Here is a 19652-nt window from a genome sequence, read left to right on the forward strand (position 1 = left end):
AGTTCCCGCAAACTCGTCATGCCCGGGCTTGTCCCAGGCATCCACGTCTTCGTTTCCACGCAAAGAAAAGACGTAGATGGCCGGGACAAGCCCGGCCGTGACGGCGCGGAAGAATTGGTTCATTCCAAATGCGATTGCCCTGCCCGTAAGCGGGGAGGACAGAGCGTGCTCGTGCCCAGAATCAATATCGTCCCGGCACGTACATCTCCTGCGGGATCGGGCCGCGGTGATAGTCCGGGTTGCGCATTCGCGGCGGCAGCACCACCGGCTGGTGGGTGACCGCCTGATAGGGGATCTGGCTCAATAGATGCGAGATGCAGTTGAGCCGGGCGCGCTTCTTGTCGACGGCGTCGACGATCCACCATGGCGAGTCGGGCAGGTGGGTGCGCTCCAGCATCGTCTCCTTGGCTTTGGTGTACGCCTCCCAGCGACTGCGGGACTCGACGTCCATTGGGCTCAGCTTCCACTGCTTGAGGGGATCCTTGATCCGCATGGTGAAGCGGAACTGCTGCTCGTCGTCGGTGATCGAGAACCAGTACTTGACCAGGATGATGCCGGAGCGGATCAGCATGCGCTCGAATTCCGGCACTGACTTGAAGAACTCCTGATACTCGTCCTCCGAGCAGAAGCCCATCACGCGCTCGACGCCGGCGCGGTTGTACCAGCTACGGTCGAACAGCACGATCTCGCCACCGGCCGGCAGGTGCGCGACGTAGCGCTGGAAATACCATTGCGTGCGCTCGCGCTCGTTCGGCGCCGGAAGCGCCGCGACGCGGCAGATGCGGGGATTGAGGCGCTGGGTGATGCGCTTGATCACGCCGCCCTTGCCGGCGGAGTCGCGGCCCTCGAACAGCACCACGACCTTCTTCTTCTCGCTCTGCACCCAGTCCTGGAGCTTGACGAGCTCGCCCTGGAGGCGAAGCAGTTCCCGGAAATAGAACTTGCGGTCGATCGACGGCCTGCCGGCGGCGCCGTCATGGTCGAGCTCGTCGAGCCTCATGTCGTCGAGCTCGAGCTCGAGTTCCTCGTCGAGGCTGTCGGCCATCTCTTGATGGATGCGGGCGCGCAAGGCTTCATCCCGCAAGTCTTCGTCCCGCAAGGCTTCATCCCGGGAGGCTTCGTCGGTGAGGGCGGAGGTCGTCATGAAGGTCCGTCTTTCAGTGTGTTAGATGGATCGGACGGCAGCATTGACGGGCGATGTTACCCCTCTATGACAATGCCATGACCGCTGTTTCACGCCGCCGGGCGGACTGTGCTAACAAGCCGACAAAGCCAAAAAGGGAGATGTGCCGATGATATCGCTCACGCCAAAAGACGTCCTGCCGGAGGACGGCACCGCTGGCACGCTGGTCGGGCGGGTCTGGCTGCCGCAGGCCGGCGGGCCGGCCGTCGTCGCGGTGCGGGCAGACGGTGTGTTCGACGTCACGGCGCGGTTTCCGACGGTGAGCGCGCTCTGCGAGGAAAGCGATCCCGCGGCCGCGCTGCGCGCCACGCGCGGCGAGCGGATCGGCGATTTCGAGGCGATCCTTGCCAACACCCCGCCCGACCGCCGCGACAAGGCCAGGCCGCATCTGCTCGCGCCGGTCGACCTCCAGACGCTGAAAGCCGCCGGCGTTACCTTCGCCATCTCGATGCTGGAGCGCGTGATCGAGGAGCGGGCCAAGGGCAATCCGGCTTCGGCCGAAGCAATCCGGAAAGAGGTCACGCGTCTGATCGGCGACGATCTGTCCAAGCTCAAGCCGGGCTCGGACCAGGCGATGCACCTGAAACAGGTGTTGATCGATCAGAACGCCTGGAGCCAGTATCTCGAGGTCGGCATCGGCCCCGACGCTGAAGTCTTCACCAAGGCGCCGACGCTGTCGTCGGTCGGCACCGGCATGGACGCCGGCCTGCATCCGAAATCGACCTGGAATAATCCGGAGCCCGAACTGGTGCTGTTCGTCTCCAGCCATGGCAAGATCGTCGGCGGGGCGCTCGGTAACGACGTGAATCTGCGCGACTTCGAGGGCCGTTCGGCGCTGCTGCTGTCGAAGGCCAAGGACAACAACGCGTCCTGTGCAATTGGTCCGCTGCTGCGCCTGTTCGACCAGACCTTCTCGCTCGACGATGTCAGGAAGATGGATGTCGGCCTGACCGTGACTGGCACGGACGGCTTCGTTCTCGACGGCCATTCCTCGATCAGCAAGATCAGCCGCGATCCGACCGATCTGGTCGCGCAGACCATTGGCAAGATCCATCAATACCCTGATGGCTTCGTGCTGTTCCTTGGAACGATGTTCGCACCGGTCAAGGATCGCGATGCGCCGGGGCAGGGGTTCACCCACAAGCGCGACGACATCGTCACGATCTCCGCGCCCCAGCTCGGCAAGCTCGTCAACCGCATGCGCACCAGCGACGAGTGCGAGCCGTGGACGTTCGGCATCGGCGCGCTGATGAAGAACCTCGCAGAGCGCAAGGTGCTGTGAGGATCAGGACGGGACGGCGAGTCCACTATCTCGACCACTTCGTCGGCCGTGCGCGGCCTGTCGCGTGGCGGCAGGTCGGCGCCGAGTTGCGCCGACAATCCGGTGACGTTCAGCCGCCTCTCGCAGCGCGTTGAACGACGACGATGGTGACTGTGCCGAAGCGGCGGCGTTGTCGAACATGTTCAGAAACCTGCGCGGCAGATCGACCGTGTGGCGCAACTTGAGCGCGCTAAAACACGCGGAATTTGCAGCTTTTTCCTAGCTTTATGTGAACCAGTTCATCCTCGTTCGCGCCGGTCCGCTCCAGCATATTGGCTCGACGCGAACAGAAGGAGTCGCGGACATGAGCGAGCAGCCATCAAACGGAATGCCCGATTGGCTCACCACCGATATGCTGGTCATTGCCGTCTCACTGGCCATCATCGTGATTGGGATATGGATTGCGCCATAGCCTGGTTGTCGCGGCGAGGCCGTCCAGCCGGGCAGGGCGCCAGCGCCAATCACTGAGTTGCCCGACGGCGCAAGCCTCTTTTGCAAAACGGAACGAGATGCAAAGCTCGGACGATTCATGTCGCGAGAGTGCGAAGGTATGCCACTGACAGCGCAACACACTCAATGTCGTCCCTGCGAAAGCAGGGACCCATAACCCCAAATGCAAATTGTTAAGCGATGCTGCAACGACGAGTCCCTCTCACAACAACTGCTGCGGCGTATGGGTCCCGGCCTTCGCCGGGACGACACTGTGGGGTCGGCGTCATTCGAGTGACCAACCAACGCCCTCACACCGGCAGCGCGATCGAATATTTCACCTGGCTGAGCGCGAAGCTGGACTCGATCGAGGCGATGCCGTCGAGCCGGGTCAGCTTGGTCTTGAGGAACGTCTCGTAGGAGGCGAGGTCGGCGGCGACGACGCGGAGCAGATAGTCGCGGTTGCCGGTCATCAGATAGCACTCCAGGACCTCGTCCCATTTCGAGATCGCGCGGGCGAAGCGGTTGAGGTCCTCCTCCTTCTGCCGCGCCAGCTTGATCGAGATGAAGACGCTGACATGCAGTCCCAGCGCCTTCTGGTCCACGGTCGCGATATAGCGCGAGATCACGCCGCGCTCCTCCAGCAGCTTGACCCGGCGGTGGCAGGGCGAGACGGAGAGTCCGACCTTGTCGGCGAGCTCCTGCATGGTCATCCGGCTGTCGTTCTGGAGCAGACTCAGGATCTTGCGGTCGATGGCATCGAGGGCGGGCATTGGGATGAACTCGTCAGTTGAAGTCGGATCGTGGGAATTTATCCCAATTTTTCCTGTGCTGTCGCGTGGAATTGAGATTTTCGCGGCCGCTTGCGGCAGTAACATTCCGGCATATCGCCCGGAGCATTGCCATGGGAATCGCGCCTGAACGCCTCGACATGCTGACCGCGCTGGCCCGCAAGGCGCTGTGGCTGTCGTCCTGGACCATCCACCACGCCAACCACGTCCGCGCCAATGCGGACGGCCTCAAGGTCGGCGGCCACCAGGCCTCCTCCGCCTCGCTCGCGACCATCATGTCCGCGCTGTACTTCCACGTGCTGCGGCCCGAGGATCGCGTCGCGGTGAAGCCGCATGCGAGCCCGGTGTTCCACGCCATCCAGTATCTGTTTGGCCGCCAGACCCGCGAGAAGCTGGAGAATTTTCGCGGCTTCAAGGGCGCGCAATCCTATCCGTCACGCACCAAGGACGTCGACGACGTCGATTTCTCCACCGGCTCGGTCGGCCTCGGCGTCGCGCAGACGCTGTTCTCTTCGCTGGTGCAGGACTACGTCAAGGCGCATGGCTGGATGAAGGACCGCCGCGAAGGCCGGATGATCGCCCTCGTCGGCGACGCCGAGATGGATGAGGGCAACATCTTCGAGGCTCTGGCAGAGGGCTGGAAGCACGGCCTGCGCAACACCTGGTGGGTGGTCGACTATAACCGTCAGTCGCTCGACGCCGTCGTGCGCGAGGGGCTCTGGGAAAAGTTCGAGACCATGTTCCGCAATTTCGGCTGGGACGTGGTGATCGTGAAATACGGCCGGCTGATGCGCGATGCCTTTGCCGAGCCCGGCGGCGAAGCCTTGAAGCGCTGGATCGACAACTGCCCGAACGCGCTCTACGCGGCGCTGTGCTTCCAGGGCGGCGCGGCCTTCCGCAAGCATCTGCACGACGAGATCGGCGACCAGGGCGAGGTGTCGGCGCTGATCGAGCGCCGCAGCGACGACGAGCTGCTCGCGCTGATGTCGAATCTCGGCGGCCATGACATGGCGAGCATGCTCGAGGCGTTCGACTCCATCGATCATGATCGCCCCGTCTGCTTCATCGCCTACACCATCAAGGGCGTCGGCCTGCCGTTCCAGGGCCACAAGGACAACCACGCCGGCCTGATGACGGTCGCGCAGATGGAGAAGTGGCGCGCCGCGAGAGCCAGAACATCCGGCCCGGGCATGAATGGGACAAGTTCGAGGGCCTGTCGCAGGAGCCTGCAAAGCTCGAGGCTTTCCTGGCCGAGGCGCCGTTCAACCGCGAGGGGCGCCGCCGCCTGTCCGCGCCTGAAATCGATGTGCCGGAACGGCTGGCCTTCAAGGCCTCGGCGCAGATGTCGACGCAACAGGGTTTTGGTCTCGTGCTGCACGAGTTGGCGCGCGGCGACAGCGAACTCGCCTCGCGCATCGTCACCGCATCGCCCGACGTCACCGTGTCGACCAATCTCGGCGCCTGGGTCAACCGCCGCGGCCTGTTCGCGAAGGCGGAGAACCACGACCTGTTCCGGCAGGAGAAGATCCCATCGGCCTACACCTGGGAATATTCGCCGAGGGGCCAGCACCTCGAGCTCGGCATTGCCGAAATGAACCTGTTCATCATGCTCTCGGCGCTCGGCCTGTCGCACCAGATCAACGGCGAGCGGCTGCTGCCGGTGGGCACGCTCTACGATCCCTTCATCGAGCGCGGGCTCGATGCGCTGAACTACGCCTGCTACCAGGATGCGCGCTTCATGGTGGCGGCGACGCCGTCCGGCATCACGCTCGCGCCGGAGGGCGGCGCGCACCAGTCGATCGCGACGCCGCTGATCGGCATGGCGCAGGACGGGCTCGCCTCATTCGAGCCGGCCTTCGTCGACGAGCTCGCCGTGATCATGGGCTGGGGCTTTTGCCACATGCAGCGGGAGGGCGCCAAGGGTGGTTCGGTTTACTTGCGACTCTCGACCCGGACGCTGGAGCAGCCGCAACGGATCATGACCCCGGACCTGCAGCGCGACATCACCGACGGCGCCTACTGGATGCGCAAGCCGGGTCCGAACTGCGACATCGTCATTGCGTATACCGGCACCGTCGCGCCGGAGGCGATCGAGGCGGTCGGCCTGATCGGCGAGAGCCACCGCGACGTCGGTCTGCTGGCGGTAACCTCCGCCGACCGGCTCTATGCGGGTTGGTCCGCCGCGCGGAATTTGCGCCGTGATCGCCGCGGCGCGCAGCATTTGAGTCATATCGAGCGCATGCTGGCGCCGCTGCCGCGCGACTGCGGCATCGTGACCGTGATCGACGGCCATCCCTCCGCGCTCGGCTGGCTCGGCAGCGTCCGCGGCCACCGCGTCGAGGCGCTTGGCGTCGAGCAATTCGGCCAGACCGGCAGCATCGCGGACCTTTATCGGCACTACGGCATCGATGCCAACGCCATCATCGATGCGGCCGAAAGCGTCTCGGTTGGCGCCCCGGTGCGGCATCGCAAGATGGCGGTGTAGCCCCACATCGCCGTCCGGCCTAGTGCGCAGTTGCGCACGGGGGCCGGGACCCATTACCACAACTGGCAGCAAGTAAACGCGACTCGTTCTAACAGCACCCTTTACCAATTGCCGGCGGTGGTTTTGGGCCCCGACCTTCGCCGGGGCGACGAGACCAACCTTGCCACCTGCGCGATAGCGACATTATATGCCGTTCGCGCGCACGAGCCGCGTCCCGCATATGGCGGGTTCAATTCGCCGGGCTTTCGTGCAAGGATGCCTGCCGAACGCTTTCGTTCCCCATTCCATACGCCCCGTACAAGAGGTTTCCGATGGTCAATCGCATGCAATTCTACATCGACGGTGCCTGGGTCGATCCCGCCGTCAAGAAGTCCACCGCCGTGGTCAATCCGGCGACGGAAGAGGCGATGTACGAGGTTGCGCTGGGCTCCAAGGCCGACGTGGACAAGGCGGTCGCCGCCGCCAAGCGCGCCTTTGCCACCTTCTCCCAGACCAGCCGCGAGGAGCGCGTCGCGCTGCTGTCGAAGGTCATCGAGGTCTACAAGGGCCGTCTCAAGGAGATCGGCGCTGCCGTCTCCGACGAGATGGGTGCGCCGCTGCCGATGGCGGAAAAGCTCCAGGCCGGCGCCGGCCTCGGCCATCTCATGACCACGCTCGACGTGCTCAAGAACTACGAGTTCGAGGAGACCATGGGCACCGCCATGGTGCTGCGCGAGCCGATCGGCGTGGTCGGCATGATCACGCCCTGGAACTGGCCGCTGAACCAGATCGCCTGCAAGGTCGCGCCCGCGCTGGCCGCCGGCTGCACCATGATCCTGAAGCCCAGCGAGTTCACCCCGACCTCGGCGCTGATCTTCGCCGAGATCCTGCATGAAGCCGGTGTGCCGAAGGGCGTGTTCAACCTCGTCAACGGTCTCGGCCCCGAGGTCGGCGCCGCCATGAGCGAGCACCCTGATATCGACATGATCTCGTTCACCGGCTCGACCCGCGCCGGCATCGACGTGGCCAAGCGCGCGGCGCCGACCGTGAAGCGCGTCAGCCAGGAGCTGGGCGGCAAGTCGCCGAACGTCATCCTCGAAGGCGCCGACCTCACGAAGGCGGTGACCGGCGGCGTGATGCACATGTTCAACAACTCCGGCCAGTCCTGCAACGCGCCCTCGCGCATGATCGTGCCGCTGTCGAAGATGAAGGAAGTCGCCGCGATCGCGAAGGCCGTCGCCGACAAGACCAAGGCCGGCGATCCCCGCGCCGAAGGCACCACCATCGGCCCCGTGGTCAACCGCGGTCAGTGGGACAAGATCCAGGGCCTGATCAAGAAGGGCATCGACGAGGGCGCAACGCTCGTCGCCGGCGGCCCGGGCCTGCCCGAGGGCGTCAACAAGGGCTTCTATGTCCGCCCGACCATCTTTGCCGACGTCACCCCTGACATGACGATCGCGCGCGAAGAGATCTTCGGACCGGTGCTGACCATCATCGGCGCCAAGGACGAAACCGATGCGGTGAATATCGCGAACGATACGCCGTATGGCCTCGCAGGTTACGTCTCCGCCGACACCGTGGAAACCGCGCGCCGCGTCGGTCGCCAGATCCGCGCCGGCAACGTCAACCTCCAGGGCGTGCCCAACGACCGCACCGCACCGTTCGGCGGCTACAAGCAGTCCGGCAACGGCCGCGAGTGGGGCCGCTACGGTCTGGAAGAATATCTCGAGGCCAAGGCGGTCGCCGGCTACAACGCGGCGTAAGCTGAGCCACGAGAGACAACATTCTGGCGCCGGGGCGGATCACCGCTCCGGCGTCAGCCGTTTGGAAGGTAGAAGTTTTTATCGTCGTCCCGGCGAAAGCCGGGACCCATAACCACAGGCCTTCGTTTTGCGAAGAATGCGGCCCCAGCGTGCCAGGCCAAGATCCATCGGTGGTGATGGGTCCCCTGAGTTCGCAAACGAAGTGCAACACTTCCTTGAGGAGGTGTTGCCATGGGGCGGACTTACAAGCAGCTCTCTCTGGACGACCGATGCGAGATTGCCTGCCTATCGGCCAATGGCAGCTCGGTCCGGCAAATCGCGGCAGCTCTGGATCGCTCGCCATCAACGGTCTCTCGGGAACTGAGGCGCAATCGGGGGAGCCAGGTCGGCTACAAGCCAAACTATGCCCAGCACCAGATGCGAGCGCGGCGCTGGACGGGCGGACGCCTCGAACGGGAGCCCGGCCTGCGCCGCGCGGTGTTGGAACGCCTTCGCCGGGGCTGGTCGCCCGAGCAGGTCGCCGGCCGGCTGGCCCGCGAGTCCGGGCGCAAGGTGATCTCGCACGAGACCATCTACCGCTTCATCTATGCCCAACTCAGGCGCACCACGGATTTCAACTGGCGGCGCTATCTGCCGCGCGCCAAGAGCAAGCGCGGCCGCCGCGGCAAGAGGGGCGGCAGCCCCGCAAGCTTCATCGAAGGCCGTGTTTCCTTGGCAAATCGGCCGATCGAAGTGGCCGACCGCAGCGTGCCCGGACACTGGGAGGCCGACCTGATGATGTTCTCGAAATACGGTCAGGCCGTGCTGACCGTGCACGAGCGCACCTCGCGTCTGCTGCTCGGCATCCGCCTTGCCAGCAAGGTCGCGCGCGGTGTCGCCCGCCATCTCGTGGGCTTCTTCGCGACCCTGCCACAGGAGCTGCGCCAGACCGTGACCTTCGACAACGGCACCGAGTTCGCCGGTCACCTGGCGCTGCACCGCCTCTCGATCGAGACCTTCTTCTGCGATCCCCACGCCCCCTGGCAGAAGGGCGGCATCGAGAACGCTATCGGCAGGATGCGCCGCTTTATTCCCCGCAAGACCGATCTCGTAACCCTCTCGACCGCCAGATTCCGCCAGTTCATCGCCGCCTACAACAACACCCCGCGCAAATGCCTTGACTACCGCACGCCTGCCGAGGCCTTTGCTCAAGTGTTGCACTTCGAATGTGAATCTACCTCCCTGCTTTCGCCGGGACGACGAGGAAAACTACCCGCCGAGCGCGCCTTGGGTGTTGACGTAGAGCGCATAGATCGACTGGCTCGCCGCCATGAACAGGCGGTTGCGCTGGACGCCGCCGAAGCAGAGATTGGCGCAGCGTTCGGGCAGCGCGATGCGGCCGATCATGACGCCGTCGGGCGCGAACACCACGACGCCGTCGAGCTCGGGATCGCCCATGCCCCAGCCGCACCAGAGATTGCCGTCGATGTCGCAGCGCATGCCGTCAGGCGTACCCGGGCCGGCATCGATGTGGATGCGCTTGTTGGAAATCGTGGTGCCGTCGGCCGAAACATCATAGGCGAGGATCTTTCGGTTCGGCACCCCGCGCGATTCCACGACGTAGAGGATCTTCTCGTCTGGCGAGAAGCACAGCCCGTTCGGACCGAGCACGCTTTCCGCGACGATCGTCGCCTTGCCGGTCGCGGGATCGAGCCGGTAGACGTTCGGCTCGATCTCGGGCTCTGCCTTGTAGCCCTCGTAATTGCCGAGCAGGCCAAAGGTGGGATCGGTGAACCAGATCGAGCCGTCGGATTTCACGACGACGTCGTTCGGCGAGTTCAGCCGCTTGCCCTCGAACGAGTCCATCAGCACGGTGATGCTGCCGTCGTATTCAGTGCGGGTCACGCGGCGGCCGCCGTGCTCGCAGGTGATCAGCCGACCCTGACGGTCGCGGGTGTTGCCATTGGCGAAGTTGGAGGGCTTGCGGAACACGCTGACCGCGCCGGTCTCCTCCTCCCATTTGAGGATGCGCTGGTTCGGAATGTCGCTGCATAAGAGATAACGCCCGTCGCCGAACCACACCGGACCCTCGGCCCAGCGCAGGCCGGTCGTCAGCCGCTCCACCGCCGAAAGTTTCAGCCAGTATTTTTCGAAGCGGGGATCGAGCGCGCGGATCGCGGGATCGGGATAGCAGGTCGCGGGACGCCAGCCGGCGGAATGAACATCGGACATTTGCTGTTCTCGTTGTTGTGTTTCGATGGTGTTTCCTTGAGCGCCTGGTTTGCTATCATTGTCGGCCTGCGACCGCAATTCGATCGCAGCAATCAGGAAAGAAGAGGGTCGGCATGCCGCGCATCTTGATGACGGGAGCTTCGGGCGGAATCGGAACGCGCCTGCGCAAGCTGCTGCCACCGCTCTATCCGGACCTGCTGCTGTCCGACCTCAAGCCGCCCGCCGATCTCGGCGCCAACGAAACGTTCAAGGCCGCCGACCTCGCCGATCTCGCTCAAGTTGAAGCGATCTGCGAGGGAGTCGACGGCATCCTGCATTTCGGCGGCTATTCGGTCGAAGGTCCCTGGAACGACATCCTCCAGTCCAACATCATCGGCGGCTACAATTTGTTCGAGGCCGCACGCAAGAAGGGCGTCAAGCGCGTGGTGTTCGCCTCGTCGAACCACGCCGTCGGTTTCTATCCGCGCCACCACAAGATCGGCACGGACGTCACTGCGCGGCCCGACAGCCGCTACGGCGTCAGCAAGGTGTTCGGCGAGGCCGTCGGCGCGCTCTATGCCGACAAGCATGGCCTCAAGGTGACTTGCCTGCGCATCGGCAATTTCGGCGACATGCCGCTCGACCAGCGCCGGCTCGCGATCTGGCTCAAGCCCGATGATCTGGTGCAGCTCTGCCGCATCGGGCTCGAACATCCCGACATCCATTTCGAGGTCTTCTACGGCGCCTCTTTCAACGAACGCGCCTGGTGGGACAATCACCGCGCCTACGAGCTCGGCTATCGCCCGACCGGCCGCGCCGAAGATTTCCGTGAGCACGCGATGGCGGAGCAGGCCAAGCTCAAGCCGGATCCCGTCGGCGATTATTTCCAGGGCGGCACGTTCTGCAGCATGGAGTTCGATGCCGACAAGGAGAGGGTGATCGACTGGAAGAAGTGATCAATCCTCGCATTGCGGCAGTTGCTTCACGGATTCGGTGTGCTGCTGCGCGTCCTTCGAACCTTGCCCGGATGTCTTGGGCGGGCTGCCGGGCCCGTCAAAGGTTTCGGCGAAGTGCGTGAGGGGAAAGGCGAGGCTGATGGTCTGCCCGGTGAGGTTCTTGGCTTCGACGGCGATGGTCTGCGCGTGCTTCAGCCGCTCGATCATTTCGCCATCGGCCTCGAGCGTGCCGCCGCAGCCGAGCGTGTAGCAATGCGGCCTGGCGATCTGGATCGGCTCGTCCTGATCGATGCGGAGGCTGATCGTGCCTTCCAGCATGGTCCGCGTTCCGACATTGGCGCTCACGATCGCGCGCTTGCTGCTCTGCGGCGAGACGCTGAGTGTGCCGCCCGATGGCGAGCACTGACCGCGCGCGGCGGCGCCGACGAAGCAGCTCGCCTCTGTCAGGCACGTCTTGGTCCAGGGCTCGTAGGTGAGCTGCGTCGCGCGCGGATCGGCCGCTTCGCCGACGCCGCCGAGCGCAAGCTGCACGGCCAGCGATCCAAGGAATAGAGCCACATAGCGCATCGCCGTCTCCTTCACGCGCAGGCCGCCGCGTATCGCGCTATTGCGGCTTTTTGTTGTTGGAGATGCGGACGAGATAATCCGCCTTGCTGTACTGCATGTGATCGACGCAAAGCTGCGCCAGCGCCCAGCTGTCGCGGCCCTTCAGGAGCTCGATCATCAATTCGTGCTGGCGGCGCGACAATGCGAGGCCCTCGCTGTCGGCGAGATTCTTGGCGCGCATCGGCAGCGTCAGGTTCATGTAGTCCTGCAGCGAGCGGACCAGATAGGGATTGCCGCAGGCGGAGAACAGCGCGAGGTGGAACGCATCGTTGGTCTCGTGAATGCCGCGCATGTCCTGCGCCTCGGCCTTGATGCAGTAATGCCGTTGCAGCTCGCTCAACTGGTCGATCAGGCTTTGCGGCGCGGGCAGGGCGATCATCAGCGCGGCCTGGCGCGTCAACATCTCGCGCACCTCATAGATCTGCCGCACTTCCTCGGCCGAATAGAACCGCACCGTGGCGCCGACATTCTTCTCGCGCAGCACGATGCCCTGGCGCTCGAGCTGGAACAGCGCCTGGCGGACGAAATGCCGGCTCGCGCCGTAGCGCTGCATCAGGGTATCCTCGACCAGCCGCAAACCGGGCGCGAAGCGGCCGAAGATGATGTCCTCCTCCAGCCGGCGGATCACTTCCGCCTGTTCCTCCTCGCGCGAGGGGGCCTGGAGTTCGGGCAATGTGGGCTCGGCTGTCATGCGCTCTCGGCTTCGGATCGGTGCCTGAGGTCAGCATGGCGCCACGGTTATTGTCAATAATGGGGGCGATTTTGCCGCAGACCAGCCACAAGCCGCGACCAGATTATCTCATATTGACAATAATTCCTGCCGCTCCTTAAGTGCGGCCGAACAACCACGGGACGAGAAGAAAATGGCCGACGGACTTCGCAAGGGTTTGACGAGCTATGGCGATGCCGGCTTCTCGCTGTTCCTGCGCAAGGCATTCATCAAGGCGATGGGCTATTCCGACGATGCGCTGGAGCGCCCGATCGTCGGCATCACCAACACCTATAGCGACTACAATCCCTGCCACGGCAACGTCCCGCAGATCATCGAAGCGGCGAAGCGCGGCGTGATGCTGTCCGGCGCGATGCCGTTCGTATTCCCGACCATCTCGATCGCCGAGAGCTTTGCGCATCCGACCTCGATGTATCTGCGCAATCTGATGGCGATGGACACCGAGGAGATGATCCGCGCCCAGCCGATGGATGCGGTGATCGTGATCGGCGGCTGCGACAAGACGCTGCCGGCGCAGGTGATGGCCGCGATCAGCGCGGATCTGCCGACGGTGGTCATTCCGGTGGGGCCCATGGTGGTCGGCCATCACAAGGGCGAGGTGCTTGGCGCCTGCACCGATTGCCGCCGTCTCTGGGCCAAATATCGCGCCGGCGACATGGACGACGTCGAGATCGAGGCCGTGAACGGGCGCCTCGCGCCATCGGTTGGCACGTGCATGGTGATGGGCACGGCCTCGACCATGGCCTGCATGATCGAAGCCATGGGCCTGTCGCTGCCGATGAGCGCAACGATCCCGGCGCCGCATGCCGAGCGCTTCCGTCTCGCCGAGGCGAGCGGCAAGGTGGCCGCCGAGATGGCGAAGACGAAGGGGCCGAAGCCCAGCGAGTTGCTGACGCCGGCCTCTTTCAGAAATGCGCAGGTCGTCCTCCAGGCGATCGGCGGCTCGACCAATGGCCTGATCCATCTGACCGCGATGGCGCATCGCTCGCCGCACCGGCTCGATATCGAGGTGTTCGACCGGATCGGCCGCGAGGTGCCGGTGCTGGTCGATCTGAAGCCGTCGGGCGAGCATTACATGGAGCATTTCCATCACGCCGGCGGCGTGCCGAAACTGCTGGCGCAGCTCGGCGATCTCATCGATCTCGATGCCAAAACCATCACCGGCCAGACCTTGCGCGAGGTCGTCGCCAATGCCGAGGATGTACCGGGGCAGGACGCGATCCGCTCCAAGGCGAACCCGATCAAGTCCGAAGGCGCGATGGCGATCCTGCACGGCAATCTCGCGCCGCGCGGTGCCGTCATCAAGCAATCGGCCGCGAGCCCGAAACTGTTGCGGCACACCGGGCGGGCAGTCGTTTTCGAGTCGGTCGAGGACATGACCTTGCGGGTCGACGATCCCGATCTCGACGTCACCGCCGACGACGTGCTGGTGCTGCGCAATGCCGGCCCGAAGGGCGCGCCGGGCATGCCGGAAGCCGGCTATCTGCCGATCCCGAAGAAGCTCGCGCGCGGCGGCACCAAGGACATGGTGCGCATTTCGGATGCGCGCATGAGCGGCACCGCGTTCGGCACCATCGTGCTGCATATCACGCCGGAATCCGCCGTCGGCGGGCCGCTGGCGCTGGTCGAGAACGGCGACATGATTCGCCTCGATGTCGAAAAGCGCAGCATCGATCTGTTGGTTGACGAGGCCGAATTGCAGAAGCGCCGCGCCGCGCTCGCGCCGGCCGGTACGCCCGATTGGGCCAAGCGCGGCTACGCGCATCTCTTCAACGACACCATCCTGCAGGCCGATGAGGGCTGCGACTTTGACTTCATGCGCGCCAAGGGGAAGTAGTTCGGTCTCGATTGGCATCGCAGTCGAATTGTCGATAATTTCCGACTGCGAAGCGCCCGCTTGGGCCTCGACGACCAGATTACCTCTGTTTTATTGACAATCCTGCGCGACTGATGGGATGATCCCCTCAATTAAAAACAGGGGGAACGTCGCGATGGGCTATTCAGCCAGGATCGTCGGGATTGCGATGGCGGCGGCAGCGTTGCTGCTGCCGCCGCGCGCTGGCGCGCAGGAAGTCAAGCACTACCGCTTCGCGCACGATCAGCAGCTCAACACCGGATACAGCGTGGCCTACGACATGTTCTCCGCCAAGCTCAAGGAGTTGAGCAAGGGGACCATGATCGTCGATCAATATCCGGGCGCCCAACTCGGACAGGAGCCGCAGCTGCTGCAGCTCGTGAAATCCGGAGACATCGAATTCGCGATCATCTCATCGGCGAACACCGCGACTATCTCGCCGCAGGCCGGTGTGATGTCGCTGCATTTCCTGTTCCGCGACGCCAACCATGTGGTGAAGGCCCTTGCGGATCAGAAGGTGATTGACGCGATCAAGGCGATGATTGACGACACGTCGCAAGGCCTTCATGTCATCGCGACGGGCAGCCAAGGCGTAAGGAGCATCTACGCCAGGAAGGAAATCCATAAAGTCAACGATCTCAAGGGGGTGAAAATTCGTGTTCAGGCGACGGCCACGGAGGATACGATTTTCCCGGCTTACGCCGCGCAAACCGTCCATATGCCGTTCGGCAGCGTGTACACGTCGCTGCAGACCGGCGTCGTCGAGGCGGCGGAAAACAGCGTGAACGTTTACCTCGTCAACAAGCACTACGAAGTCGCGCCGGTGCTCTCGATGACCGAGCATGAGGCCAACAATGCGCTGTTGTTCATCAGCGACAAGCTGTGGCAGAGCCTTTCAGCGGAGCAGAAGAACTGGGTGACGACGGCGGCCGCCGAGGTGAGCACGAAGGAGCCTGCCAAGGCGTTCGAACTGGAAAAGGCCGCAGCGGCAAAGCTGAAGTCATTCGGCGTCAAGGTGGTCGAGGATGTGGACAAGAAGAGTTTTACCGCGATCGCCGATCCCTATCTCGACAAGCTCGCCAAGGATCTCGGCCCGCATGCGGAGAAGATCAAGAATTTGATCCGCGCGATCAACTAGAGCCCGAGGTTGACGCGGAGCGCGAGCCATGGCCATCGCCGACACACTGGTGCTGCAACGGCAGCGGTATCTGAAATGGCGGGCGCTCGACCGGCTCGAGCTGATCCTGATGATGCTGTGCGGCCTGCTGTGCTTCGGCTTCTCGCTCTCGGTGACCGCCGATATCGTCACCCGCACCATCGGTCATCCCTGGCTGTGGCTGCAGGAGGTGACCTCGACGCTGTTCATCTACGCGATCTTCATCGGGGCCGCGGTCGCGACACGACGCAACGACCATCTCTATCTCACCGCGATCTCCGAAGCGATGCATGGCAGGTCGCGGCTGTTCGTCGAGATCGTCATCCGTCTGGTGGTGCTGGGCGTCGCTTTCTGCCTGGTCTGGTATGGCTATCAAAATTACCTCCGAGGCTTCGGTAGCTTCCGCCTGCCGTCGGGTACGCCGATCGCCTCGCTCTATGCGGTGATCCCGCTGTCCGGCATCCTGATCGGCCTGTTCACGATCGAGCAGCTCATCAACGGGATCCGCAATGGCTTCGACCATCCGGAGCCACCGGATGACGACCTTCCGATTCCTGCGATCGATACCCGCGCGACGACGGGAGTGCAGCCGTGAGCGCACCGGTCGTGCTTGCGCTGATGTCGTTCTGCTTCCTGTTCTTCGGTTATCTCGGCGTGCCCGTGCCGTTCTCGCTGATGGCCGGCGTGTTCGTCGGCGCAGTGCTATCAGACGTCTCGCTGGCGGCGATCATCCAGAAGATCTTCGACGGCGTCGATTCCGAGGCGCTGCTTGCGATCCCGTTCTTCCTCTTGGTCGGCGAGCTCATGAGCTCGGCGAATGTCGTGGTCCGCATCGCCAATCTGTCGGTTTCGCTGGTGGGGCACATCAGGGGCGGGCTGTCGCAGGTCGTCGTCGTCTTCAGCATGTTCTTCTCGGAGATGTCGGGCTCGACCACCGCCGACGTTGCGGTCATGAGCCGGGCGCTCGGCGGGCCGATGCGGCGGGAAGGCTATGAGCCGGCCTTCATCGCCGCGATCATCGCCTCGGCGTCGACGATCGCAGCGCTGGTGCCTCCGAGCATCACGGCGGTGGTCTATGGCGCGGTCGGCAATGTCTCGATCGCCGGGCTGTTCATGGCCGGCGTGGTCCCCGGGCTGATGATCGGCTTCGGACTGATGATCTACTGCTACTTCTTCGGTCCCTCGGGCCTGCGCAAGCCGCGCGCGCCGCTGCGCCAGGTAGCGTTCGCCGCCGGTGACGCGGCGCTGCCGATGATGATCCCGGTGATTTTGCTGGGCGGCATCCTGACCGGCTGGTTCACGCCGACCGAGGCCGGGGTCGTCGCGGTCGCCTACATCATCGTCGTGGTGATCCCGGCGCTGAACCGTGGGCACCTGAAGAAGATCCCGTATGATTTCTGTCTGGCCGGCCTGATCTTCTCGCTGCCGCTGATCACGATCGGCGCGGCGAACGCGTTCGGCTGGATGCTGGCCTATCTGCGCGGCGCGATCTACATCGCGGACTGGATCACCTCGATCGCCGGCAACGACCCGCACCTCATCATGCTCTTGATGGTGCTGCTGTTCACCGTGGTCGGCGACTTCATCGAGCCGGTGCCGACCATCATCATCTTCATGCCGCTGGTCAACGCGCTGACCCAGGCCGGCGACATCAACGGCGTGCATATGGGCGTGGTGTTGATCGCTACGCTGGCGTTCGGCCTGATCACGCCGCCCTACGGGCTCGTGCTGCTGATGGCCTCGAAATTCGTCGGCATCAGTTTCGCAAAAGCGTTGCGGGCGGCGCTGCCGATCTACGTCGTGTTCCTGGTCACGATCTGCTTCACGATCTATTTTCCGAAGGTCGTGCTGTGGCTGCCCAAGCAGGTGATCCCGGAATCGGTCGGCTGCTTCAAGGCACCCGGCGGCACGGGGTACATCTGCCCGAACTAGCCAAACCTCTACTTCGACTTGCTGGTGAACTTCTTCACGGCGACGCGGAAATCGTCGGTATGCATGGTCGTGATGATCTTATGTTCCTCGGCGTCGAGCTGCTGCTTGGTTGGTGTGGTGGCCGCCTGATACACCAGTGACTTGGTGCCGGCGATCGCGGCCGGTGGGTTCTGCGCCAGCCGTTCGGCAAGCTGCCGCGTCGCCGCCTTCAGCTCGGTTGCGGGAACGGTCTTGGCGACCAGGCCCCATTCATAGGCCTGCTGCGCGGTGAAATTGTCCTCGGCGAGAAAGATCTGCAGCGCGCGGCGGGAGCCGACCGTGCCGACGATGCCGACCGTCGAGCCGCCGTCCGGCGACACTCCGATCTTGGCATAGGCGGGCGTGAACCTGGCGTCGTCGGCGGCGATGCAGAGGTCGGTGACGAAGGCGAGGCCCATGCCGGCGCCGGCGGCCGAGCCGTGCACGCTGGACAGCGAGATCTTCGGCATGCGCCTGACGATCTCGATGAACGCGTGATAGTGGTGCAGCATCTCGCCGACCACGGGGGCGATGTTGTTGGCTTCGGCGGCGGCTCCGATCGTCTGCAGATCGCCGCCGGCGCAGAACGCGCGGCCTTCGCCTTCGAGGACGAGCACGCGAACGTCCTTGTTGGCTTCGACCTCGGCGCTGAGCTGCTCGAGCTTCTTGGCGATCGTCATGTCGATCGCGTTGAACGCGGCCGGCCGGTTCAGCGTAATGGTCGCGATGGCGCCGTCGATGCGGAGCAAAGCGGGGTCAGTGGCGGAGGGGGCGGGTGCTGGCATATTGAAGACCTTGGGCTTGTTGGTTCCGGACATTTAAGGCCTTGGCGGGAGCCGTGGCAATCCGGTCCGACGCCGCGGGTGCGCCAGAATTGCCTGGGACCCCCTTGCGTCCGCGCGAGCCATGAGGCCAAATGGCATGTGCCTTCGGTACGCAGACACGAGCGCTGTGGGGACGGGGCAAGCAAGCTAACATCGACAAGAGGAAACGGCATGGGTCACTCCTGCTCGCGCGTATTTGGGTTGTTCCGATGACAGGCTCGGTGATCATCGTCGGCGCCGGCCATGGCGGCTACCAGGTTGCGGCATCGCTGCGCCAGGCCGGCTTTTCGGAGCGCATCTGCCTGATCAATGACGAGGCGCATCTGCCCTATCAGCGGCCGCCACTGTCGAAGGCCTATCTGAAGGGGACCGGCGGGCCCGAGACCCTGATGTTCCGGCCCGACAAGTTCTACCAGGACAACAAGATCGACCTGATCACCGATCGCGCCCAAGCGATCGACCGCAATGCGCGGAAAGTGGCGCTCGCCTCCGGCACGTCGCTCGACTATGGCCATCTGGTGTTCGCGACCGGTGCGCGGAACCGGCTGCTGGATACCCCCAACGCCAAGCTCGACGCCGTCCGCTACCTGCGCATCCTGGATGAGAGCCAGGCGCTGCGCGATTTGATCGCGCCCGGCATGCGCGTCGTCGTCATCGGCGCCGGCTTCATCGGGCTCGAATTCGCCTCCACCGCGCGGATCAAAGGCCTCGAGGTCGACGTGCTCGAGCTCGCCCCGCGCGTGATGGCGCGCGCGGTGACCGCGGAGATTTCCGAGTTCTCGCAATCCCGCCACAGCGCGGCCGGCATCCGGATTCATCTCGGGGTGCAGGTCACGGCGATCGAGGCCGATGGCGGCAAGGTTACCGGCGTCAGCCTGAGCAACGGCACGCACATCCCGGCCGACCTCGTCGTGGTCGGCGTCGGCGTGCTGCCGAACATCGAGCTTGCCGCGGAGGCGGGGCTGCCGGTCGCGGCCGGCATCATCGTCGACGAATATCTTGCGACGGCCGATCCAGACATTTCCGCAATCGGCGATTGCGCGCTGTTCGCCAGCCCGCGCTTCGGCGGATCGCTGCGGCTGGAATCGGTGCAGAATGCGACCGACCATGCGCGCTGCGTGGCGTCGCGGTTGACCGGCAAGACCGAGGTCTATGACGGCCTGCCGTGGTTCTGGAGCGACCAGGGCGACGACAAGCTCCAGATCGCAGGGCTCACCACCGGCTACGACCGCGTCGTGCTGCGCGGTGATCCCGCCAAGAAGGCGTTCTCGGCGTTCTGCTATCACGGCGACAGGTTGCTCGGCATCGAGTCCATCAACCGTGCCGGCGATCACATGTTCGGCCGCCGGCTGCTCGGTGCCGGCGGCTCGATCACGCCGGAGCAGGCGGCGGATGCGAGCTTCGATTTGAAGAGTGCGCTGACGTAGTCGAATC

General features: G+C 64.2%; 14 protein-coding genes and 2 pseudogenes. 10 read left to right on the plus strand and 6 right to left on the minus strand.

Going from position 1 to position 19652, the window contains the following annotated elements:
* Positions 1-181 precede the first annotated feature (181 nt).
* Positions 182-1045: a polyphosphate kinase 2 gene (gene ppk2, locus RX327_RS12920; RefSeq protein WP_317251251.1), complete on the minus strand. Its 864-nt coding sequence runs from the start codon at positions 1043-1045 to the stop codon at positions 182-184.
* A gap of 247 nt (positions 1046-1292) precedes the next feature.
* Between ppk2 and RX327_RS12925 the strand changes: the two genes are divergently transcribed.
* On the plus strand, positions 1293-2465 hold the full coding sequence (locus RX327_RS12925) for a fumarylacetoacetate hydrolase family protein (RefSeq protein WP_317250462.1): 1173 nt from the start codon (positions 1293-1295) through the stop codon (positions 2463-2465).
* A 779-nt stretch (positions 2466-3244) separates the two neighbouring features.
* Here the strand turns inward: RX327_RS12925 and RX327_RS12930 are convergent.
* Entirely contained in the window at positions 3245-3706 is a 462-nt protein-coding gene (locus tag RX327_RS12930; RefSeq protein WP_317250463.1) for an Lrp/AsnC family transcriptional regulator, read from the minus strand.
* A 131-nt stretch (positions 3707-3837) separates the two neighbouring features.
* Between RX327_RS12930 and RX327_RS12935 the strand changes: the two are divergent.
* From RX327_RS12935 to RX327_RS12945, 3 genes and pseudogenes are all read left to right on the plus strand, one after another.
* Positions 3838-6209: pseudogene (locus RX327_RS12935) on the plus strand (transketolase).
* A gap of 311 nt (positions 6210-6520) precedes the next feature.
* Positions 6521-7951 (plus strand): aldehyde dehydrogenase family protein, encoded by a 1431-nt coding sequence (locus tag RX327_RS12940; protein WP_317250464.1) that lies wholly within the window; start codon positions 6521-6523, stop codon positions 7949-7951.
* A gap of 231 nt (positions 7952-8182) precedes the next feature.
* Positions 8183-9043, plus strand: a pseudogene (locus RX327_RS12945) (IS30 family transposase); the annotation flags it as partial.
* A 156-nt stretch (positions 9044-9199) separates the two neighbouring features.
* Here RX327_RS12945 and RX327_RS12950 read toward each other — a convergent pair.
* A complete protein-coding gene (locus RX327_RS12950) occupies positions 9200-10162 on the minus strand; it encodes an SMP-30/gluconolactonase/LRE family protein (RefSeq protein ID WP_317250465.1) in 963 nt (320 codons plus the stop codon).
* A gap of 113 nt (positions 10163-10275) precedes the next feature.
* Between RX327_RS12950 and RX327_RS12955 the strand changes: the two genes are divergently transcribed.
* On the plus strand, positions 10276-11097 hold the full coding sequence (locus tag RX327_RS12955) for an NAD(P)-dependent oxidoreductase (protein WP_317250466.1): 822 nt from the start codon (positions 10276-10278) through the stop codon (positions 11095-11097).
* Here the strand turns inward: RX327_RS12955 and RX327_RS12960 are convergent, their stop codons facing one another.
* Positions 11098-11664: an invasion associated locus B family protein gene (locus RX327_RS12960; protein ID WP_317250467.1), complete on the minus strand. Its 567-nt coding sequence runs from the start codon at positions 11662-11664 to the stop codon at positions 11098-11100.
* A gap of 37 nt (positions 11665-11701) precedes the next feature.
* Entirely contained in the window at positions 11702-12394 is a 693-nt protein-coding gene (locus tag RX327_RS12965) for a GntR family transcriptional regulator (protein WP_317250468.1), read from the minus strand.
* Between the two features lie 172 nt (positions 12395-12566).
* On the opposite strand from RX327_RS12965, the gene RX327_RS12970 reads away from it, so the two are divergent.
* From RX327_RS12970 to RX327_RS12985, 4 genes are all read left to right on the plus strand, one after another.
* Complete coding sequence (locus RX327_RS12970) at positions 12567-14270, plus strand: IlvD/Edd family dehydratase (RefSeq protein WP_317250469.1); 1704 nt, start codon at positions 12567-12569, stop codon at positions 14268-14270.
* A gap of 154 nt (positions 14271-14424) precedes the next feature.
* Positions 14425-15426, plus strand: a complete 1002-nt coding sequence (locus RX327_RS12975) for a TRAP transporter substrate-binding protein (protein WP_028331863.1) — start codon at positions 14425-14427, stop codon at positions 15424-15426.
* 28 nt (positions 15427-15454) lie between these two features.
* A complete protein-coding gene (locus RX327_RS12980; protein ID WP_028331862.1) occupies positions 15455-16039 on the plus strand; it encodes a TRAP transporter small permease in 585 nt (194 codons plus the stop codon).
* Positions 16036-17376 (plus strand): TRAP transporter large permease, encoded by a 1341-nt coding sequence (locus RX327_RS12985; protein WP_028331861.1) that lies wholly within the window; start codon positions 16036-16038, stop codon positions 17374-17376. Before RX327_RS12980 ends, RX327_RS12985 begins: the two co-directional genes overlap by 4 nt.
* An 8-nt stretch (positions 17377-17384) precedes the next feature.
* On the opposite strand, the gene RX327_RS12990 is transcribed toward RX327_RS12985, so the two are convergent.
* Entirely contained in the window at positions 17385-18179 is a 795-nt protein-coding gene (locus tag RX327_RS12990; RefSeq protein ID WP_317251252.1) for an enoyl-CoA hydratase/isomerase family protein, read from the minus strand.
* 248 nt (positions 18180-18427) lie between these two features.
* Between RX327_RS12990 and RX327_RS12995 the strand changes: the two genes are divergently transcribed.
* A complete protein-coding gene (locus RX327_RS12995; RefSeq protein ID WP_317250470.1) occupies positions 18428-19645 on the plus strand; it encodes an NAD(P)/FAD-dependent oxidoreductase in 1218 nt (405 codons plus the stop codon).
* Positions 19646-19652 lie beyond the last annotated feature (7 nt).

This window comes from Bradyrhizobium sp. BEA-2-5 (genome assembly GCF_032918025.1).
Classification (GTDB): Bacteria; Pseudomonadota; Alphaproteobacteria; order Rhizobiales; family Xanthobacteraceae; genus Bradyrhizobium; species Bradyrhizobium pachyrhizi.

Excerpts from the sequence above, each read along its gene's own strand:
- ppk2 (WP_317251251.1), bottom strand. The coding sequence starts at position 1,045 with ATGGCCGACAGCCTCGACGAGGAACTCGAGCTCGAGCTCGACGACATG.
- RX327_RS12925 (WP_317250462.1), top strand. The coding sequence starts at position 1,293 with ATGATATCGCTCACGCCAAAAGACGTCCTGCCGGAGGACGGCACCGCT.
- RX327_RS12930 (WP_317250463.1), bottom strand. The coding sequence starts at position 3,706 with ATGCCCGCCCTCGATGCCATCGACCGCAAGATCCTGAGTCTGCTCCAG.
- RX327_RS12940 (WP_317250464.1), top strand. The coding sequence starts at position 6,521 with ATGGTCAATCGCATGCAATTCTACATCGACGGTGCCTGGGTCGATCCC.
- RX327_RS12950 (WP_317250465.1), bottom strand. The coding sequence starts at position 10,162 with ATGTCCGATGTTCATTCCGCCGGCTGGCGTCCCGCGACCTGCTATCCC.
- RX327_RS12955 (WP_317250466.1), top strand. The coding sequence starts at position 10,276 with ATGCCGCGCATCTTGATGACGGGAGCTTCGGGCGGAATCGGAACGCGC.
- RX327_RS12960 (WP_317250467.1), bottom strand. The coding sequence starts at position 11,664 with ATGCGCTATGTGGCTCTATTCCTTGGATCGCTGGCCGTGCAGCTTGCG.
- RX327_RS12965 (WP_317250468.1), bottom strand. The coding sequence starts at position 12,394 with ATGACAGCCGAGCCCACATTGCCCGAACTCCAGGCCCCCTCGCGCGAG.
- RX327_RS12970 (WP_317250469.1), top strand. The coding sequence starts at position 12,567 with ATGGCCGACGGACTTCGCAAGGGTTTGACGAGCTATGGCGATGCCGGC.
- RX327_RS12975 (WP_028331863.1), top strand. The coding sequence starts at position 14,425 with ATGGGCTATTCAGCCAGGATCGTCGGGATTGCGATGGCGGCGGCAGCG.
- RX327_RS12980 (WP_028331862.1), top strand. The coding sequence starts at position 15,455 with ATGGCCATCGCCGACACACTGGTGCTGCAACGGCAGCGGTATCTGAAA.
- RX327_RS12990 (WP_317251252.1), bottom strand. The coding sequence starts at position 18,179 with ATGCCAGCACCCGCCCCCTCCGCCACTGACCCCGCTTTGCTCCGCATC.
- RX327_RS12995 (WP_317250470.1), top strand. The coding sequence starts at position 18,428 with ATGACAGGCTCGGTGATCATCGTCGGCGCCGGCCATGGCGGCTACCAG.